This is a genomic window from Terribacillus sp. DMT04 (genome assembly GCF_019056395.1).
GTDB lineage: Bacteria > Bacillota > Bacilli > Bacillales > Amphibacillaceae > Terribacillus > Terribacillus aidingensis_A.
This window is the reverse complement of the sequence record NZ_CP077639.1, coordinates 3,133,052-3,151,221: the sequence shown is the minus strand read 5'-3', so window position 1 is coordinate 3,151,221 and position 18,170 is coordinate 3,133,052. Positions and strand designations below refer to the sequence as shown.

At 36.7% G+C, this 18,170-nt stretch carries 17 protein-coding genes, 1 pseudogene and 1 riboswitch; of the genes and pseudogenes, 12 read left to right on the top strand and 6 right to left on the bottom strand.

The window, feature by feature from the left end:
* Positions 1-113 precede the first annotated feature (113 nt).
* Positions 114-800, top strand: coding sequence for a hypothetical protein (locus KS242_RS16190; RefSeq protein ID WP_254391745.1), 687 nt, complete (start codon positions 114-116; stop codon positions 798-800).
* Between the two features lie 6 nt (positions 801-806).
* Positions 807-1,505, top strand: a complete 699-nt coding sequence (locus KS242_RS16185) for an SMI1/KNR4 family protein (RefSeq protein WP_077306410.1) — start codon at positions 807-809, stop codon at positions 1,503-1,505.
* 230 nt (positions 1,506-1,735) lie between these two features.
* On the opposite strand, the gene KS242_RS16180 is transcribed toward KS242_RS16185, so the two are convergent.
* Positions 1,736-1,879, bottom strand: coding sequence for a hypothetical protein (locus KS242_RS16180; RefSeq protein WP_179106482.1), 144 nt, complete (start codon positions 1,877-1,879; stop codon positions 1,736-1,738).
* A gap of 19 nt (positions 1,880-1,898) precedes the next feature.
* A complete protein-coding gene (locus tag KS242_RS18335; protein WP_371747563.1) occupies positions 1,899-2,075 on the bottom strand; it encodes an EndoU domain-containing protein in 177 nt (58 codons plus the stop codon).
* Positions 2,076-2,104: 29 nt separating this feature from the next.
* Here KS242_RS18335 and KS242_RS18130 point away from each other — a divergent pair.
* Both KS242_RS18130 and KS242_RS16170 read left to right on the top strand, forming a co-directional pair.
* Positions 2,105-2,290 (top strand): annotated as a pseudogene (locus KS242_RS18130) (tRNA-Val4); the annotation flags it as partial.
* Positions 2,291-2,443: 153 nt separating this feature from the next.
* On the top strand, positions 2,444-2,827 hold the full coding sequence (locus KS242_RS16170; RefSeq protein ID WP_217322283.1) for an immunity 22 family protein: 384 nt from the start codon (positions 2,444-2,446) through the stop codon (positions 2,825-2,827).
* Between the two features lie 167 nt (positions 2,828-2,994).
* Here the strand turns inward: KS242_RS16170 and KS242_RS16165 are convergent, their stop codons facing one another.
* The gene (locus KS242_RS16165) at positions 2,995-3,705 is read right to left on the bottom strand and encodes a class I SAM-dependent methyltransferase (RefSeq protein WP_217322282.1); all 711 of its coding nucleotides are present in this window, start codon (positions 3,703-3,705) and stop codon (positions 2,995-2,997) included.
* Between the two features lie 139 nt (positions 3,706-3,844).
* On the opposite strand from KS242_RS16165, the gene KS242_RS16160 reads away from it, so the two are divergent.
* Positions 3,845-4,609 (top strand): DUF2268 domain-containing putative Zn-dependent protease, encoded by a 765-nt coding sequence (locus KS242_RS16160; protein ID WP_217322281.1) that lies wholly within the window; start codon positions 3,845-3,847, stop codon positions 4,607-4,609.
* Positions 4,610-4,708: 99 nt separating this feature from the next.
* On the opposite strand, the gene KS242_RS16155 is transcribed toward KS242_RS16160, so the two are convergent.
* Positions 4,709-4,978: a hypothetical protein gene (locus KS242_RS16155; RefSeq protein WP_217322280.1), complete on the bottom strand. Its 270-nt coding sequence runs from the start codon at positions 4,976-4,978 to the stop codon at positions 4,709-4,711.
* A 299-nt stretch (positions 4,979-5,277) separates the two neighbouring features.
* Positions 5,278-5,356, top strand: a riboswitch (glycine riboswitch).
* A 118-nt stretch (positions 5,357-5,474) separates the two neighbouring features.
* Between KS242_RS16155 and KS242_RS16150 the strand changes: the two genes are divergently transcribed.
* On the top strand, positions 5,475-6,824 hold the full coding sequence (locus KS242_RS16150) for an amino acid permease (protein ID WP_217322279.1): 1,350 nt from the start codon (positions 5,475-5,477) through the stop codon (positions 6,822-6,824).
* 126 nt (positions 6,825-6,950) lie between these two features.
* Here the strand turns inward: KS242_RS16150 and KS242_RS16145 are convergent, their stop codons facing one another.
* The gene (locus tag KS242_RS16145; RefSeq protein WP_217322278.1) at positions 6,951-7,259 is read right to left on the bottom strand and encodes a hypothetical protein; all 309 of its coding nucleotides are present in this window, start codon (positions 7,257-7,259) and stop codon (positions 6,951-6,953) included.
* A 198-nt stretch (positions 7,260-7,457) separates the two neighbouring features.
* Between KS242_RS16145 and KS242_RS16140 the strand changes: the two genes are divergently transcribed.
* The 3 genes from KS242_RS16140 (at position 7,458) to KS242_RS16130 (ending at position 11,173) form a co-directional block, all read left to right on the top strand.
* Complete coding sequence (locus KS242_RS16140) at positions 7,458-8,567, top strand: CdaR family transcriptional regulator (RefSeq protein ID WP_217322277.1); 1,110 nt, start codon at positions 7,458-7,460, stop codon at positions 8,565-8,567.
* Positions 8,568-8,692: 125 nt separating this feature from the next.
* Entirely contained in the window at positions 8,693-9,961 is a 1,269-nt protein-coding gene (locus KS242_RS16135; protein WP_217322276.1) for a GntP family permease, read from the top strand.
* Between the two features lie 60 nt (positions 9,962-10,021).
* Positions 10,022-11,173, top strand: a complete 1,152-nt coding sequence (locus tag KS242_RS16130; RefSeq protein ID WP_217322275.1) for a glycerate kinase — start codon at positions 10,022-10,024, stop codon at positions 11,171-11,173.
* Positions 11,174-11,224: 51 nt separating this feature from the next.
* Here the strand turns inward: KS242_RS16130 and KS242_RS16125 are convergent, their stop codons facing one another.
* The gene (locus tag KS242_RS16125) at positions 11,225-12,127 is read right to left on the bottom strand and encodes a MutS-related protein (protein WP_254391885.1); all 903 of its coding nucleotides are present in this window, start codon (positions 12,125-12,127) and stop codon (positions 11,225-11,227) included.
* A 1,027-nt stretch (positions 12,128-13,154) separates the two neighbouring features.
* On the opposite strand from KS242_RS16125, the gene KS242_RS16120 reads away from it, so the two are divergent.
* The 3 genes from KS242_RS16120 to KS242_RS16110 are packed head-to-tail and all read left to right on the top strand — an operon-like array spanning position 13,155 to position 18,062.
* Positions 13,155-14,675: an ABC-three component system protein gene (locus KS242_RS16120; RefSeq protein ID WP_217322273.1), complete on the top strand. Its 1,521-nt coding sequence runs from the start codon at positions 13,155-13,157 to the stop codon at positions 14,673-14,675.
* Entirely contained in the window at positions 14,668-15,225 is a 558-nt protein-coding gene (locus KS242_RS16115) for an ABC-three component system middle component 1 (protein ID WP_371747643.1), read from the top strand. Before KS242_RS16120 ends, KS242_RS16115 begins: the two co-directional genes overlap by 8 nt.
* On the top strand, positions 15,222-18,062 hold the full coding sequence (locus KS242_RS16110) for an AAA family ATPase (RefSeq protein ID WP_217322271.1): 2,841 nt from the start codon (positions 15,222-15,224) through the stop codon (positions 18,060-18,062). Before KS242_RS16115 ends, KS242_RS16110 begins: the two co-directional genes overlap by 4 nt.
* The last annotated feature ends 108 nt before the right edge of the window (positions 18,063-18,170 follow it).

Here is an 18,170-nt window from a genome sequence, read left to right as displayed (position 1 = left end):
TGAAGTAGTTAAAATTCTACTCACTAATAAAGAAAAAGAAGAGAGAATAGCGAACACTAACAGACGGTGCAAACCAAACAAACTCCATTCTGCGAAACAACACAATAAGCCTAATGGAATGGAAAGAAGCCAAAGCAATAAAGCAGCTCCAAGATGCCCAATACAGTAAAATAGATCAACTGTTGAAAGGTACAGGAACTGATGGTACACCAATCATGTTCAAACATAGCGGAAGTCCTAATTCAGTGATGTATGGATCAGGGAAGGTGGATACTGCGGGGGTTGGTGTACGGGCGTCGGGGGATATTGGGAGAGTTGCTAAGGGTACGGGTAAAAGCACGCAAGGTGCAAGATATGGTGAAAGGAAAATTTCTGACCAAACATATGGTAAATTAAGAAGAGCTTCTCCTTCTTCCAAAATACAAAAAGAAGTAAATAAAAATATAGATGATATAATTGGAACAGAAGACTTTGCTTTACCTGGTAAAATAATTGATAAGAAATTACACGCAGACCATATTGTTTCATTGGAGAAAATAGCTCGTATGGAAGACTTTGACACGTTAACTTATAAACAACAAAAGGATGTAGCTAACTTTGTAGAAAACTTTATAGGACTCAGTGAAGCGGCAAATACCTCAAAAGGTTCGAAATCTTTTGCGGATTGGTATATTTACAAAAAAGAAAATATTCCTGTAAACGCTGAGTTTAGGGAGAAAATGATACTAAAAGAAAAAGAATTAGAAATTGAAATTCAAAAGATGATAGATGAGTTTAATATTATAAATAAAAGGGAGTAAATCTAAATGGATAAATTGTCTTTTCTAAAACAATATAGAAAAAGCATCGAGTTTGTGTCTAAAGAAGACTTACTCAATATTGAAAAAAAGCTTATCCCTGAAAAGTGGATGAAGGTCCTTATCGAAACTAATAAGGAAGAAAGGAAAAAGAAATTAATAGCTTTATGGAATAGTGCATGTAAAGAAGAATTAAGTAATACTATAATGTATTTGCAAGAGAATCTCTTAGAATTCGAACTTATTATAGATAATGGACAATATGCTGTACTATACAGTGTTAAAAGTGAAAATGATGAAATTCTTTATTATGAAGGGGGAATACCGAACAAATCCCTTCATAACTTAAAAATGCAACAAGTATGGTCGAGTGTTCCGCAATCCATTAATGAATTTTATGAAGAGTTACACAACGGGTTTTATTATTTTCCAAGTAGAGCAATGGGTTTAATACCGTTAGAGCGAATAACTCATTTTAGTGAATATGAATGGGGAATTCTTGAGGAGTTGGATGAGCCTTTAGGAATTAATATTGATACTACCTATGGATTTTTTGAGAATGGAATGGGTGGATATATTGCTATAGATTTAAACAACTGCAAGGAAAACTTAGCAACACTGTGGTTTACGAATGATCAGCCAGAATATAATGTTGATTTCTGGGATATTATTGATGAATGGATTGTAATAGGCTTACAGGACGATTAAATAATGATAAATCAATAAATACACTGCTATATTTAGCGATATAAGGCACTTGATTGTCAAGGAACAACAGGTGCTTTTTTTCGTGTATACAACTAATTAAATGAAATAAGAGAAGATGCTTGAAAAGAGACCTCATGATGGCTATACCATCATGGAGTACCTTGTAATACTTTATCTCTTGCGAAAAGTGTGAGAACCGAACGAGATGACATTTTATAAGTTAAGAATACTTATGATGACGGCAATGTACTTAAACTAACATATTCATCCGCTTCTTCTTCTGTTGAAATATCCTCGAAAACACTTAATTCTACCGATAATTTCATCCTAGTTATATCAAATAAATCCTTTTTAAATTCATATGAATATTTCATGCTCTTTACACCTTTTATGCTATTTATTATATAGTGGGTAAGCTGTAGCTATTAAACCGTTCTTATTCAGAAACATTTCTATTTTAATTCCTGATGGAGTCTCACCTATAAACTTATTAGAACCTATCTGAGTTTTATTTTGATATGCATCATTAATAGCCCTTTTGCTACTTACCCTAAGCAACTCTCGCAACATTCCCCGACGCCCGCACACCAACCCCCACAGATGGAGAATATCAAGACTTTGAAATCACGTTAAATGCTACGAGTGTAAGTATAAAGAAAGATCTAACTATAGCTGAGCATCATTATCGGATTGAAGAACCCTTTGAGAGTACAATAGAAACCGAGGGATTTTTAGAGTTAATGTTAATATGGAAAGAGAGAATAGCAGGTATATTCGAGGATTAATATTAGTATACGTTTTTGTGACTTAAGCACTTGATTGCATATTGGGCAACAAGTGCTTATTTCTATAATGTATTCCTATTTGGACAGAATGGGCCAAGCAGAATGAAGAATGGTGTTATGGATTTACCAGAAGGCTTAAGGAGGTAATAAGTTATGAAAAATGATGTTTCTTTGTGGTTAGGAAACTTTCAAAACTTTGATGAGCTAGAAAAGTATACTGAAGTAAAATATGGTGAAGATGGAGATAGTATTCCTTCAACTTTTGAAAAGGAATTTAAATTAGGCTATTATGATAGAGATTTAATAGAGAAGGATTGCATACCAGATGCTGAAGATGATATAGAAAAGCTTTTAATAGATTTTTCATATGATGGTCAGCTGATAAAACAGTTTACAGATGTTAAATTAATTTCTAAGTATAATGCCATTATTATGATTTACAACTACAATTATGTTAACGATGGTAGAGCAATAACTTCAGTAAGCGATTGTGAATACGAACTTAATTTTATAGGTACAGCTAAATATGTAGACTAGATTAATACTCTTTTTGGTACTATCAGGCACTTGGTTGTTAAAACAAAGGTTGTTTTATTGTGTAAATAAGATTAGCTGGTTGAAAGAAATGTGAGTACTTACATAAAAGTCCTTTCAGTATAACCAAGGGTGCAAAACTATAGTTGAGCACCCTTGATTTAGGTAAGTTAACTACACCTAAATATCCGATATCCTATTTTCCCTTCATACCGTCTCGTTATCTCCTCATGTTCTTCCATAATATCTATTAGCTCCTCATCAATATCCGCTGACAGTGTGAAATCAGCAGCATGCTGTTCATCAGTTTGATCTGTTGATGGTTGATATGTCGTCATCTCTATCTGTTTGAATCCGGCTTGTATAAATGATGTGTGCCATTCAGCTTCTGTAAATAATTGCGGAAAACGGTAAAAAGTCATAATTTGATGTTTCTCTTCGTCGGAGATCGGCTGTTCTAGAACAGTCTCGATTGCCAATAGGACACCATTTGGTCGAAGGGTTCTTTTGAATTCGGGAATTGTGGCCGCGATGTTCGTAAAGGATGTGACGGATTCGGAAAGGATCATATCAAAAGATGCATCAGGAAAAGGAAGGCTCTCCGTATCTCCTACTTTTACATCAATTGGTAATTTCAATGTTGAAAATCTTTGTTGGGCTTTTTCTGCCATAATTTCGTTGCAGTCTAAAGCGTGCACACGGCAGCCGTAATGATGCGCGATGTAGGCGGAAGTTTGTCCTGTACCGCAGCCAACATCCAGAAGGGAGGTTTGTTTTGTGACCTTTTCCTCTGCTAAGAGCTGTTTCGTTAGCTTCAACCCTCCTGGATGTGCACCTCCAACACCAAATAATGCTAAAAAGTCTAGATAGGTATAATTCATAATAATAGCTCCTGCTTTCGTATGACATGCATGCAATATGCTATGAAGGCAGGGAGAATTTGTGCGTAAATCTTTCTTTCGCTGCATGCTCCGATGTGGCTTTTGCTGAATAAGCTAAGACAGAAGGAGGAGGACTTGAATGAGCGTGATAAGAACGGATGAATGGCTGGAAGATGCCTATCATGACCCGCTAACAATATGCGAGAAACTGGTAAAGCACTTTGAAGGTGCGTCTGCGGATGAGATATATCATCATTTTAAGCAGCATGGCATGTACCACCCATTGAAGAAGGATAAGATGGTGCCGGACAAAGCGGTGTGGGAGATTGTGCAGCATGATCAAGAATATCTGCAGGAAAAGTGGAGCGGACCGGATATACCTGTCTATATTTTTCCTTCAGATATAACAAATAAAGAGATCCAAACCCACTTTAACGGCAAGTCTGGCCTCGCATTTCGAGATAAGCTGTTTTTATTTATCTCAGCAAAGAACACAGAAGAGGAAATAAAAGCGATTTTTACCCATGAATACAATCATGTGTGCCGGTTGAATAACTTTGAGAAGTGTGAAGAGGAATACACGCTGCTGGATACTATCGTTTTAGAGGGATTGGCTGAAAATGCTGTCAGAGAAAGATTAGGAGAAGCATGTACTGCCAATTGGGTCTCCTTCTATTCGGATGAGGAGTTGGAAAAAACGTTAGCCACATATATTTTACCCAAGAAGCAGATCCTGCCTCAAAGTCGAGAGTATCAAAATATTTTGTATGGATTTCGCCGCTACCCAAAGATGCTCGGTTATTGTACAGGATATTACTTAGTAAAACGTTACATGGAAAAAAACAGCTTATCGAGTGAAGATTTGCTGTTCGTTGAGACTAGTGAAATTGTAGGTGAGAATTAGGACTGCATCGTGTTGGCTATTATCATGGAGATGCTGTGGGTATGATAGCGTCTGAATTAATAGCAATTGTTATACCCACATCTCCATGAGTGCAGAAGATTATATGAAGAATAGGGAAAGTAAAGCAATACCTGCAATTGCTCCTAATGCTACTCCCCAGCCACCGTAACCATAACCGCCGCCATAGCCGCCGAAACCGCCATAACCGAAACCGCCTAAATTCTTGGAGCGATTCATTGGCTGTAAATAAACATGATTGCGATCCACACGCTGAATGATTCCTCTATGCACTTTTCCATCATTACATCGAATTTCCACTGCTTTGCCTCTGTATCGCTGGCAAAGGGAATGATATTGTCCAACTGACATACTGTCACCTCCATATCTTTGTGAAGATACACGGTATTATATGTCCCATATGTATTATCGCGCGGTACAAATAACTTAGGGGATTCGTGGATTCTTGCCAAATGGCGGAGGGACGCCTTTGTTAGAAAATATGTAGTTGGAAGAACAGGGTAAATCATATGCAGTGTCAGGATTTCCCGTACGTTTTATCTGCAAGCAAGTTGACAAATGATCTTACAAACTTTAGAATTATCTACATTCAACAGAATCTAATAAACTTAATAAATAAAGCTATGAATGCTATGGGTCACACTATAGCAGGAGCAGCTTCTGGAGAGACCGCGATAACTGCGGCGCCGAAGGGTTCACAATCTCAGGCAAAAGGACAGAAGAGTATCGATATCTATTTGAGTTGTGCGGCGCATGCATAACCAATAGTATTTGTTATTCTTGTGATCAAGAGATTGGAGAGCCTCCAGTCTCTTTTTTTATTGGTTTGATTAAAGGGGAGTTAAAGTTGGCACAACAAGAATTAAAGCGGGACTTATCAAATAGACATGTGCAGCTGATTGCCATTGGCGGAACAATCGGGACGGGCTTATTTCTAGGTTCGGGTAAAGCGATACAGTTGGCCGGTCCTTCTATTATCTTTGCTTATTTAATCGTCGGTATCGCCCTATTTTTCGTGATGCGTGCGCTGGGAGAGCTGCTGTTATCAAAAGCAGGCTATTCATCGATAACAGATATTGCGGAAGACTATCTTGGTCCATGGGCATCGTTTGTAACCGGATGGACATACTGGTTTTGCTGGATAATGACAGCGATGGCGGATGTGATTGCTGTTGGGGTGTATGTGAATTATTGGTTTGATATCCCGCAATGGATTCCTGCACTTATTTGCGTCATTGTTTTGTTGGGATTGAATCTATTAACAGTGAAACTGTTCGGAGAATTGGAGTTTTGGTTTGCATTGATCAAGATTGTGACGATATTAGCACTGATTGGTATTGGTATTGTGTTAGTTATTATCGGCTTCCAAACAGATTCCGGAACTGTGTCGGTCACAAACCTGTGGGAACATGGCGGTCTGTTCCCGAATGGTATCTCTGGCTTCCTGCTCGCTTTCCAAATGGTTGTTTTCGCCTATGTTGGCGTAGAGCTAATTGGTGTATCGGCTGCTGAAACAGCTGATCCTGCTAAAAACATACCGTCAGCCATTAATAAAATTCCATTACGGATTTTATTCTTTTATGTCGGTGCGCTGCTTGTTCTATTAATGATCAACCCTTGGACAGAGCTGAACGCAGCGGAAAGTCCTTTCGTGAAGACCTTCAGCTTAGTCGGAATCCCGATTGCTGCCGGAATTATTAACTTTGTCGTGTTAACATCTGCTGCATCTGCCGGAAATAGCGGTATGTTCTCTACAAGCAGGACTTTATATAATCTTAGTAAGCAAGACCAAGGACCAGCTAGACTGGCTAAACTGAATGAAAAGCATGTTCCTGGCAATGCACTCTGGCTATCTGCTATTGTTATCTCAGTCGGAGCACTGCTAAGCAAACTCATCCCAGACCAAGCTTTTAGTATTGTAACAACCATTAGTGCAATCTGTTTTATCTGGGTATGGAGCATTATTCTGATTTGTCACATCAAATACAAGAAAACACGAAAAGACCTGCATCTTAAATCAACGTTCAAAGCACCACTCACACCGTTTGTGAATTACGTTGTGCTTGCTTTGTTTGCTGGTGTTCTTGTGATAATGGTGGTGGCAGATGAGACACGGCCAGCGCTGCTGCTGACGCCATTATGGTTTGTTTTGTTGTTTGGATTGTATTGGGGTAGGAATAGAAAAGGTTCCAATTAAAGCAAGAAGTAATACATGTGAATGGAAGTTTTACAAATGAAAGAAAACGGCCTCCAGGAGATGGAGGCTGTTTTGTGTATGTAGGGATATTTGAAAGCTTCTTTAAATCTGGCCTCATTCGGTTTGTTATAATGTAACGTTTATATTCTTAAGCTGTTTTGATAAAGCCTCGGGTTTTACTTTACCATGCAGCTGTCTGCCAGCAGGATAATGTAGAGGAATCAATAGCTTAGCTCCATCATCAATCCACTGTTTTCTGTATAACTTGTGTGTATCTTCTCTTTCCATATAAACATCCTCTTTTATCTTTACATCATCGTCCACGCCAAATTGAAAGAAACAGCAAGGACAAATATCGTATGATGCCTCATTGTATTCGTTGTAAGCAGGTTCGGGTAATCCTTCAAACCCACACACTGGACAAATATAACACATTTGATCACCTCTTCTTGATTTTCACTTATAATAAGTTACAACTCACTTGTGTCTTTTGTGTGTTGTTTGTTATATCCTGACAAGTAGTATTCATTTAATAGAGTATGATGTCATAGTCTGCTAGCATGCTAACTAATTAGCTTGTTTTGTCTTTTTTAAAATAATGTACGTAATTGGGCGGAAGGCAGGGAAAGAGGCATGCAATTTTTAACTTATGAATTGGCACAGGAAATAGTGGAGCGTACGATGAAGATATTAAATCAAAATATAAATGTAATGAATGATGAAGGAATCATCATAGGATCTGGTGATAAGGAGAGAATTAATCAGTTTCATGCTGGTGCACTTGTTGTCCTTGAGCAAGAAGAAAGTGTGGAGATAGATGATGCTAGTGTGGGGAGTATGGAGGGAGCAAGATCCGGGATTAATCTACCCATTCAGTTTCGTAACCAGATTGTTGGGGTGGTTGGAATTACGGGCGAGCCTGCGCAAATCCGTAATTATGCGGAGCTTGTAAAGATGGCGGCAGAGTTAGTGTTAGAGCAGTCTGTCTTGTTGGAGCGGGTACAATGGAGACAAAGGCTGCAAAGTGAGATTGTAAATCAGCTTATCTCTGAAGACAGTTTGGAGGAAGCGTTACTAAAAGAACGTGCAGGATTCCTGGGAATTAATTTGGAACATCCTAGAATTGCTGTTTATGTGAAGAAAACAGACCACTCAGACTTGTCCATGCAAAAACTAGTTCGGACAATACAATATGAAATTGGTAGAGCTGATTTAATGGGTGCTACATTTAATGATGAAATTGTTATTCTTAAAGCGGTGAACGAACCACAAGCAGAATTACCCTCTTTTTTGAAGCGATTGTCAAAAGTAACAGGAGGCAACGTTCTTATTGGATGTGGGGACTTGGCAGAATCCGTACAAGCATATAAAAAATCATTCTTCCGAGCAAAAAAAGCAACAATAGTAGGGGGTAAGCTGCATCCCGAAAGAAGCTCTTACAGCTATGAGGACTATCAGTTTGAAATACTGTTAACAAAAGCTGTTGAAGAGGAGGATTTATGTGCGTTTGCTTATTATCAGCAGCTATTAGATCAAGATAAGAAAGGAGAACTGGTTCAAACGCTTGAAGCGTATATTCGAGAGGGTGGAGAATTGAACAAGATTGCAGAAACGCTCTTTATCCATCGAAATACGTTGAGATACCGTCTTGAAAAAATAACAGAGTTAACAGGAAAAGACCTGCGACATGCAAAAGATTTGATGGAGCTATACATGGCAAAACTTGTGCATGATACCCGATAATTGTGCAAGCGCACAATTATCAAAGGGTTCCTATCTAAAATATCTATCGGTATGTACAATGCGCGCTCTTCAGAAAACGCTTACAATAAGAATACATAGATAAATGCAATCTAGGGGGAATCACCGTGGATATTACTGTAAGCGCTTTAGGAGCTGTTAGTGCCTTAATTATAGCAATTGTACTCATCTTGAAAAAAGTGCCGCCTGCATATGGCATGGTTGCCGGAGCTTTAATCGGCGGGCTGATTGGCGGCGTAAATATTACCGACACCGTTACGCTAATGATGGAGGGCGCAAAAGATATTATTCCAGCAGTGCTGCGAATTTTGGCCGCAGGGGTTTTAGCCGGGGTTCTTATAGAATCGGGAGCTGCATCCTCGATTGCCGAGACAATCGTCAAAAAAATGGGCGAAACACGTGCGCTTTTGGCTTTAGCTATTGCCACGATGATTTTAACAACGGTTGGGGTGTTCGTCGATGTAGCTGTTATTACAGTATCGCCAATTGCTTTGGCTATCGCCAAGCGTGCTAACTTATCCAAAACAGCCATCTTGCTAGCAATGGTTGGGGGCGGTAAGGCCGGAAATATTATGTCTCCGAACCCGAATGCAATTGCTGCTTCTGATGCTTTTGGTGTGCCGCTTACTTCTGTAATGGCTGCCGGAATTATACCAGCTATATTCGGCTTGGCAGTTACGTATCTGCTAGCGAAGAAGCTTGTCAGCAAGGGCTCTGCAGTAGTAAGTCAGGATGTGGAGATGACGGACAACACAAAACTGCCGGTATTTATCACTGCATTGATTGCACCGCTAGTTACAATCATCTTACTCGCATTGCGGCCATTATTTGATATCAATATTGATCCGATGATTGCGCTGCCTGTTGGAGGAATCATCGGCGCAATTGCAATGAAGAAGACGAAGAAAATAAATGAGTATGCTATTTCAGGTTTGAACAAGATGTCTGGGGTAGCCATCATGTTATTGGGTACTGGAACGTTGGCAGGAATCATTGCTAATTCTGGCTTGAAAGATGTGCTCATAAATACGTTAAATGCTACAGGTATGCCTGCATACTTACTGGCGCCTATGTCAGGGATTTTCATGTCAGCAGCCACTGCATCCACAACCGCTGGTACAGCCGTAGCAAGCAGCGTTTTCAGCAGCACCATTTTAGGATTGGGTGTATCCGCGCTGGGAGGAGCTGCAATGATTCATGCTGGAGCAACCGTTTTAGATCACATGCCGCACGGTAGCTTTTTCCACGCTACAGCCGGTAGTGTCAATATGGGTATTAAAGAACGTTTGAAACTAATGCCATACGAGTCCTTAGTCGGTCTAACACTGGCGATTGTTTCAACACTTATATTTGGTGTCTTGCAGCTCTTTGGTTAAAAAGTTTTGCCCCCGTGGTTGATGGAAACGTTAAATCTAATAGAAGGTAGATGGAAAACGATGAAAATTGTAATTGCTCCAGACTCGTATAAAGAAAGTTTATCTGCGCTTGAGGCTGCCAATGCAATTGAGCGAGGTTTCAAACAAGTTCTTCCAGATGCTGCGTACCACAAAATGCCGATGGCGGATGGCGGCGAAGGAACGGTCCAGTCCCTTGTCGATGCTACAAACGGAAAGATTGTGGAGCGACATGTGACAGGTCCTTTAGGTGATTATGTTAAAGCGTTCTTTGGACTAATTGGAGATGGGAAAACAGCTGTTATTGAAATGGCTGCTGCATCTGGATTGCATCTCGTTCCTGTGGAAAGCAGAAATCCGCTTGTTACTTCTACAAGAGGGACAGGTGAATTAATAGCAGCGGCACTTGATTTGGGTGTAGAGCATATTATTATTGGCATTGGCGGCAGCGCGACAAATGATGCTGGAGCCGGGATGGTGCAAGCTTTAGGTGGAAAACTGCTCGACAAAAACGGTAACGATATTGGTGATGGGGGCGGAGCGCTAAATAAGATAGCGGCGATAGATTTGGACAGACTTGATGATAGATTGCAAGATGTTCAAATTGAAGTAGCGTGTGACGTGGATAATCCATTAACAGGACCAAGAGGCGCTTCCGCTATTTTTGGACCTCAAAAGGGTGCTACGCCTGAAATGGTTGATTTGCTGGATAAAAATCTCACTCACTTTGCTGATATTGCAGAAAAAGCAGTGGGGAGGTCGTTTCGCGATATAGAAGGGGCTGGCGCTGCTGGAGGTTTAGGTGCAAGTCTGCTGGCTTTCCTTCATGCAGATTTAAAAAGAGGAATCGAAATCGTTTTGGAAGCCGTCAACTTTGAAGATGTAGTCAAAGATGCAGATTTAGTAATTACAGGTGAGGGGCGGATTGATAGCCAAACAATCTATGGCAAAACCCCAATCGGCGTAGCAAAAGCAGCAAAAAAATATGGTGTACCTGTTATTGGGCTTGCTGGTTCACTATCTGAAGATGCAGACGTCGTACACGATCATGGAATTGATGCGCTTTTCAGTATCGTACCAGGTGTGGTATCACTTCCAGAGGCGTTTGAACACGCGTCAGAATACATGGAAAGAACAGCAAGGAATATAGCAGCTTCTATGAAAGCTGTGCAGTATGGAAGTATGGTTAAGTAAATCTACTACAAACGAAAAACCTCTATCCCGTTTTGGGTAGAGGTTTTTCGTTTACTCAATCAGTTGTTTCGTATTACGCAATGCGTCATCATACACTTTCTTTGGAAACCCAGTAATTCGCAGTAGCTCAATCGCATTACGTGTATCAGAAGGACCGTGTTTTAGTAAATAATCAAATACCACTTCATTATCCACTATCTGTTCACTAAAGTGGTAGTTCTCATACAAAGATGCTAATTTATCGGTAAGTTCAATATCATGCGTGGCTGCTATAATTTTCGTATACTCATAAACGCTAAAATAAGTTAAGACTGACACAGCAGCTGCAATTCTTTCAATTGTATTTGTCCCTTTAAATATTTCATCGACAAATAAATACATATGTACTGATTTATCTCGATTCCTTGTATCAAAAATCCTCTTTAAAGCAGAAACTTCACTCAAAAAGTAGCTCTGTCCTTTTTCAATATCATCAGCCATCGCCATGGAAGAAAATACAATACCTTTGGTTAATGTGATCTCCTTGCTGGTACTCGTATGTAATGCCTGCGATAAAATGATATTAAGCGCGATTGTTTTAATAAATGTAGATTTGCCGGAAGCGTTAGAGCCAGTTAGAAGTATATGATTTTCAAAATTAAAATCGTTTCCTACTGGTTTGCTTAGCAGAGGATGGTAAGCTCCTTTAATCGTTAAATTTCTGTTATTCGCATATTTTGGCAAGCAGTAATACGGCAGTGTTTTCCGCCATAAAGCAGTAGAATAGCAGCAGTCTATTTCCCCAATTTTCTTCCATGCTTTCTCGTAGATAGCAGTATTATTATTCAAGAGATGAATGATGTAATGAAACACAAAGTAATCAATAAGGAATATAGATTTTAGTAGTGTAAACAGCTGATGCAGAAACGCTGTATTACCATTAAGTTTGGCCATCTTTCTGGAGGCGATGATCACGTTCAAGCAGTAAAAAAGACTCTCGAATTCTTCTTCCCTTTTGGAACGAGTACTGAAGAAAAGGAAGGAGTTGACTAGTGTGCTTAGTAAGAAAATAAATAAGCCGACTGGCAAAGAGATAAACAGACATGTTAGCCCGACCAAAGGCATTGCGCCAAGTAGGTAATAGAACGGCTTCAACTTATAATTAGGTATTCCGAACATATACTTGGATGAATTTGCATAAGTTGATCTTCCTAATCCAGATAGAATGAAGGATAATTGTGAATATATAAATAATATCCTTAAATACTTTCTCCATATTCAAATCATTCCACGAAATATCGTCTACGCAGAAATAATCCGGCTTTTTGCTGTTTAGATAAAAATTCTAAAATGTCTTATGATAGTTTGTGAAATTATCTAATATAATACTTCTATCCTATAGCGTTAAGATAGATGTTCTTCTTTTGTAGGCATAATACATATTTAAAAGAACCGCTACTCCGACAGCAGCGATGATCACGTAAAGATAAATCATAGCTTCCTCCTAAATCTGTTATGTAAGTCTAATAAATAAAATATCTGTGGTAATAAGGGGGGAAGCTCTGTTCTATACATGGGGTCTTATGTAATAATTGTAATATAATGTGGTTTATAAGAACAGAAATGGCATAATGATAAAACACGGTGGATAACGAAATGTAACAACAGAAAACATGGAGGATTGATTATACTAGACATATAGAAGTGTAAGAATGTAGAAGTACAATCAAAGATGGCTGTTTAATTTTTCCCCTTATTCATACAGGTTAATTGAGTTAAACTGCTCGAGGTTGGTCTTAATTGACCATATCTCAATATAACAAACATAGGAATATTTTAATGTAGGTATAGACTAAGTTTTTAGTCTCGTAATGTCTCTAGAACATTCTGCACTATAAAGGGAGAATATTCTGGTCTATTGTAGCATCCTTATCGTTTGTATAATGGGTTAACCTAGAAAGTAAAATTTGTCATTAGATTAATATAGGCGGGTGATAATAGCGTGAAGGCTACTCCAAGTCCAATTTCAACAGGAGCAGGCGGTTCTACATTTGAACATAAAGTTCAAACAGAATTTGTGTGTCTTATGATAAGTAATGGGAAGGTTTGTATTGAAAGATTTGAAGAAGGTTATACGATTGATAATATCTCTTTTCAAGCTAGGTATAAAGGTGTCCAAACTGATGACATGCTACTTACATTTAAGCCAAATGAAGGGGTGACCAGTAAGATCTTTGCACAAATGAAAAATACAATTAGATTATCTGATTATAATCTATTTAGAGAAGTAATAAAGGGGTTTTGGGATGACTTTGATAATCCCGCTATCTTTAATAGACATAATGATGTATTCGCAATCATAATGGGGAGACCTACAAATGTCAGTACTTTCACCAATATAACTCAATTATTAGATTGGGCCCGAACAAGTTCAGATTACAACGATTTTCTCTTGAAAATAAAGGCATATAAGCAGATGTCTGATAGTTTTAATATGCTCAAGACTGTGACAGAGGCAGCTAAGGCTGACAGTTTATCCGATAATGAATTATGGGAGTTTCTTAAATGCCTTTATTTAATTGATTACGACTACAATAGTGATACAAGTCGTGATAAGAGAAATATTATTCAACAATTAGAAAATGCTAGTAGAAAGGTAGGGGGGGCAGAAAGTGGAGCAAGTGTATGGAATAAGCTGTTTGCGATGGTTACTGATAGTAATTTCAAAGCAGGAACTATAACAACTGATTTTGTTTTTAGAAAGTACCCTTCACTTATTGCATGGTTTGATAGAACTATAATTAACATTAATCCTGTTAAGTACAAATTGGACAACTATAGAATTGGAATGTCAAGAACTATAGCTTCCAGTTCTAGTATTATCGATGAAGATATTAGGACAATGTTACTTGATTCAATGGAAGAAGTATATCAAAAACTAATAACATTAGGTATTGAAGAACTCAAGGGCTTCTTGGAAAAATATCAACACCCTAGAGATAGTACGTCTAACCTCAATATAAGTGGTATAGGTGAGTTATTTGAGATTCTGACCTATATTAACTGTAAAATTAAAGATTGGTCTTTAAAGAGTTTGGAAACTGCAAATCTAAAGTTAATAGAGAAAGGGAAAAGTGGATGGGTTCAATTAATCTATTCGACTACAAAATATACTTTCCCTATGATCATAATGGATCTAGGGAAAAAGTTATATGATAAAACACCAAACAATAATTACTTTGATAATAGATGGATAATTGAGAACGCAAATATGGACTCTGATAATGAGAACTTATGCGAAATGTGCGGAATAGGAAGTAAATATCCTTTTAATAAAATTCTAAATGATTTTGGGAGAATTAATAATATAGAGGTATTTGAAAGCGTTCCAGGAAATGGAAATAATTATAGCGAGTTAGGTTATATAAAAATATGTTGTGCAAAATGTATTAGGAAGTTACGTGATTCAGATAATGTAAAACTATTATACAACCGTCTAGGGGGGGTACTATTTGGTGATTAATGCTATAAAAAGAATCCTTGAGGATGAATTGAATGCAATAGAAATAAAAAAAAGTTGGTCAAGTCTTAATAATGTGTACGCAACACCTCAAGGGATATATGGGCTTGTTGAATTTGCTAATATAGAAAAAATGGAAAATGAGTGGGAGAATTGTGCTGCTGAACTTGCAACTAGGGTACAAGCCCAATTACAAAATGGCATAGATAATTTAAGGTGGGATATATATTTGATAATGCTAGTTGATAACAATATTCCAACTCTTTTAAGAAAAGTAATAGAGAATGATAGAAGGTATTTTAAAAAGATTGTCATAAACAGCAGGGAGTTAGATTTAAATAGACTGCCTTTTATTTTTGATTTTAATATTACAAGTATAGGGGCCGAACTGCTAATTCAGCAAGAATCTATGTTTTTAAAAAGTTTAAGAAATACTTTATCGGATAAATCCAAGAAAGTATTTGGTGAGGAATTCTTCGATAATGGTCAAAATTACTCTTCCGTGGATATATATAATTTATTAAATCAGACAAAGGAGGCTGAAAACCAATGAAGATATCCAGATTAATAATCGAAGGATTTAGAGGTTTTAATAAGAAAAGAGATTTTAAGTTTAAGAATTCGCAATTAATCTTATTATATGGTCCTAATGGTCATGGAAAAACTTCTTTCTTTGATGCTATTGAATGGGCTTTTACTGGAAAGCTAAACAGGTATGATGATCCATCAGATGAAAGAAATCGCACTAAATTTGTGGGTAACACTTTTTCACAAGCAACTCCATTTGTACAAATCACTTTATATAGTAGTGAAAGCAATGAGATTATAATCACTAGAAGAGGGGTTTTGGACAATTCAAAATCTGATTATGGAAGAAGCTTTATAGGAGTTGAAATAGTTAACAAACACTGTTTAATTGGTAGTTCTGCAGAAGATTACTTATTTGAAAAAGTAGTGAACAGTGAATGGTTAGATAAGATAGATTCGAATAATATAAATAATATATATAATTTAACTCATTACTCTAGTCAGGAGAAAATGAGTCATTTTTTGAGAGGCGCGAAAGAAGGAGAACGTTATAATGCACTTTCCACAATTTTAGGGACTGAGCAGTTTAATGTGTACAAGACAAAACTTAAGGGTGCCCTAGATCTTTATAAAAATGATATTGAAGAAATAGAAAAAGAATCTTTAAAAGTGAAAACAAGAAATAATAGTATCTCCGAAGAAGTGCAGGAACTCAAATTAAGATTAGAGAAGAACGCATACAATAGAGAGAAAGCGGAAGCACTTCTTGTAAGATATAATGAACTTTTCACTGAGGAGTTAAGTTTAGATTTAGATACGGATACTATAATGAAACAAATTAATAATACCAACAGTTCACTATTTACTGAAGAGAATCTAATCAATCATAATACTCGGTCTTTAAAGTTATTGTATAAAGGTTTAGATCAATATAGTAAGGTACAAAAAAAGCAATATGATAATAAGACACAATTAAATATACTAGAAAAACTACATAATATAAATGAGAAACTGACTGATATTACTTGGTTAAAGGACAATTATAAAGTGTATCAAGACGGAACAATGGATTATCATAATAAAGTTATCTATAAAAAAGAAATTAAACAAAAAATAGTCTCCTTAGAGGGGTATATTAAGGAGCTTGAATTATTTATCTCTGATATAAAACATACTTTAGAAAAAGCACTTGAAACTCGTAACTTTAATCATTTAAGGAGTTTAATAGCTGATAGAATAACTAAACCGAGCATAGGGGTAGAGTTTCAAAATATCATAGACCAGCTAGAAAATATTGTGGTAGGAATCAACAAAAAAGATGAAGATATTAAAGACGCTAAACTTGTTGAGTCTAGGGATAAAGAATGGTTAAATACTTTAGAAAATATGAATGAAAAATATAGTGTCTTATTACGCTATGTTTTAGATTATGTGGAAACTGTAGATGAAATAAAAGAATGCCCGGTATGTGGTAGTGAGAACGTCTCTGTTGACTTTTTAACTAATTATGCCAGTAAAGCACAAATGGAAGTTAATGTTGACATCCCGAACGCACTGAAAAAGTATAATGATGCTAAAAATAGACACCAAGAAGCTAGGTTAGAGTTAAAAGAATTACATGAAAAATTCATGGAGAAATCAAAAGAAGTGAATCACGAAATTAATAAAATAATAAGAGGTGTAGATAAACAAAAAGAGGAACTAGTAAGTTCATTTGAGGACTTAAGAAATGTAACAAAAACAATTGAATATATTGAAGAGAATAATAAAAAATATTCTTCTTTGTTAATGAAATATAGTTTAGAGGGTAACATAGAAGAAAATATAAAGGAAACATTTGAGGAACTAACGACTAGAAGGTTAGAACTTATGAAAAAAAATAACTCCGATAGTAAAGAGGAGAAAATGACTGATCTTATTCAAATTTTGAAGACAGATATCCAGAATAACTCTATATTAATAGAAAATTATCAAGCACGAATAAATGAGGCTGGATTTGAAAATAAATCTTTTTTGTCTCAGGATATTTCTATATTCTTAGAGGAAATGTTAGCTAGTTATGAAAAAAAACAAAATCAACTTATAAATAAGACATCATTGTTAAGAGATTTAATAAAAGTTATGGATAGTTTTAAAATACATAAAACATTAGAGATAAAGGTAGATCAACTAAAAAAAGGAGATATAATGGTCTCTAAATTAGAAAGTGACAATGAAAACATTAAAGAAAAGATAGAAACCCTTAATGAGGCAATTAAAAATATTCCTACAGCAATAGAAAAGCTGAACGAGGATTCAATAGAAGACTTGTCTAGTTTAGTTCAGAAGGTTTATTCCAAATTAAATTCGCACCCTATATTTAACAAGTTGAATTTCAAAACAGAGAAGAGGTTCGGAAATCTTAAACTATTATTAAATGTACTCTCGGATAATGATATTGAGGCAAATCCATCTTTTATATATAGTGCTGCACAAGTGAATGCAATAGCTCTGTCTCTATTTTTATCAATGGCAATTGTTCAAGAGTGGTGTAAGTTAGAGGTTATTGCTATAGATGATCCAATTCAAAGTATGGATGGGCTAAACTCTCTAGCGTTTATTGACCTTTTAAGAAATCTAACTGATCAAGATGGCTATAATAAACAATTGTTTATTTCAACGCATGACACTTCTTTCTTCGAATTAATGAAAAAGAAGTTTCAATCACTTGATACTGCAGTTATACAGTTCAATGGATATAGTGAGAGCGGGCCAAGTTTCTTGGGAGAGTATGGAACAAAGGGTGTGAACAACATTGAACTAATAGACTACAATAAGGGGACAAAGATAGAGAACTTTAATGAGTTCATTTTAAGTATTTAAAGAATAGTGCATTCTTTAAAAATATTCCGGTCAATTTGTAACTCTAAATTAGTATTGGCGATTGACTTTTCTCACTATTATTGCAATAATAACTGTAATTTGAATACT

Excerpts from the sequence above, each read along its gene's own strand:
- KS242_RS16155 (WP_217322280.1), bottom strand. The coding sequence starts at position 4,978 with ATGTCAGTTGGACAATATCATTCCCTTTGCCAGCGATACAGAGGCAAA.
- KS242_RS16180 (WP_179106482.1), bottom strand. The coding sequence starts at position 1,879 with ATGAAATATTCATATGAATTTAAAAAGGATTTATTTGATATAACTAGG.
- KS242_RS16185 (WP_077306410.1), top strand. The coding sequence starts at position 807 with ATGGATAAATTGTCTTTTCTAAAACAATATAGAAAAAGCATCGAGTTT.
- KS242_RS16145 (WP_217322278.1), bottom strand. The coding sequence starts at position 7,259 with ATGTGTTATATTTGTCCAGTGTGTGGGTTTGAAGGATTACCCGAACCT.
- KS242_RS16170 (WP_217322283.1), top strand. The coding sequence starts at position 2,444 with ATGAAAAATGATGTTTCTTTGTGGTTAGGAAACTTTCAAAACTTTGAT.
- KS242_RS16160 (WP_217322281.1), top strand. The coding sequence starts at position 3,845 with ATGAGCGTGATAAGAACGGATGAATGGCTGGAAGATGCCTATCATGAC.
- KS242_RS16110 (WP_217322271.1), top strand. The coding sequence starts at position 15,222 with ATGAAGATATCCAGATTAATAATCGAAGGATTTAGAGGTTTTAATAAG.
- KS242_RS16190 (WP_254391745.1), top strand. The coding sequence starts at position 114 with ATGGAATGGAAAGAAGCCAAAGCAATAAAGCAGCTCCAAGATGCCCAA.
- KS242_RS16165 (WP_217322282.1), bottom strand. The coding sequence starts at position 3,705 with ATGAATTATACCTATCTAGACTTTTTAGCATTATTTGGTGTTGGAGGT.
- KS242_RS16140 (WP_217322277.1), top strand. The coding sequence starts at position 7,458 with ATGCAATTTTTAACTTATGAATTGGCACAGGAAATAGTGGAGCGTACG.
- KS242_RS18335 (WP_371747563.1), bottom strand. The coding sequence starts at position 2,075 with ATGTTGCGAGAGTTGCTTAGGGTAAGTAGCAAAAGGGCTATTAATGAT.
- KS242_RS16130 (WP_217322275.1), top strand. The coding sequence starts at position 10,022 with ATGAAAATTGTAATTGCTCCAGACTCGTATAAAGAAAGTTTATCTGCG.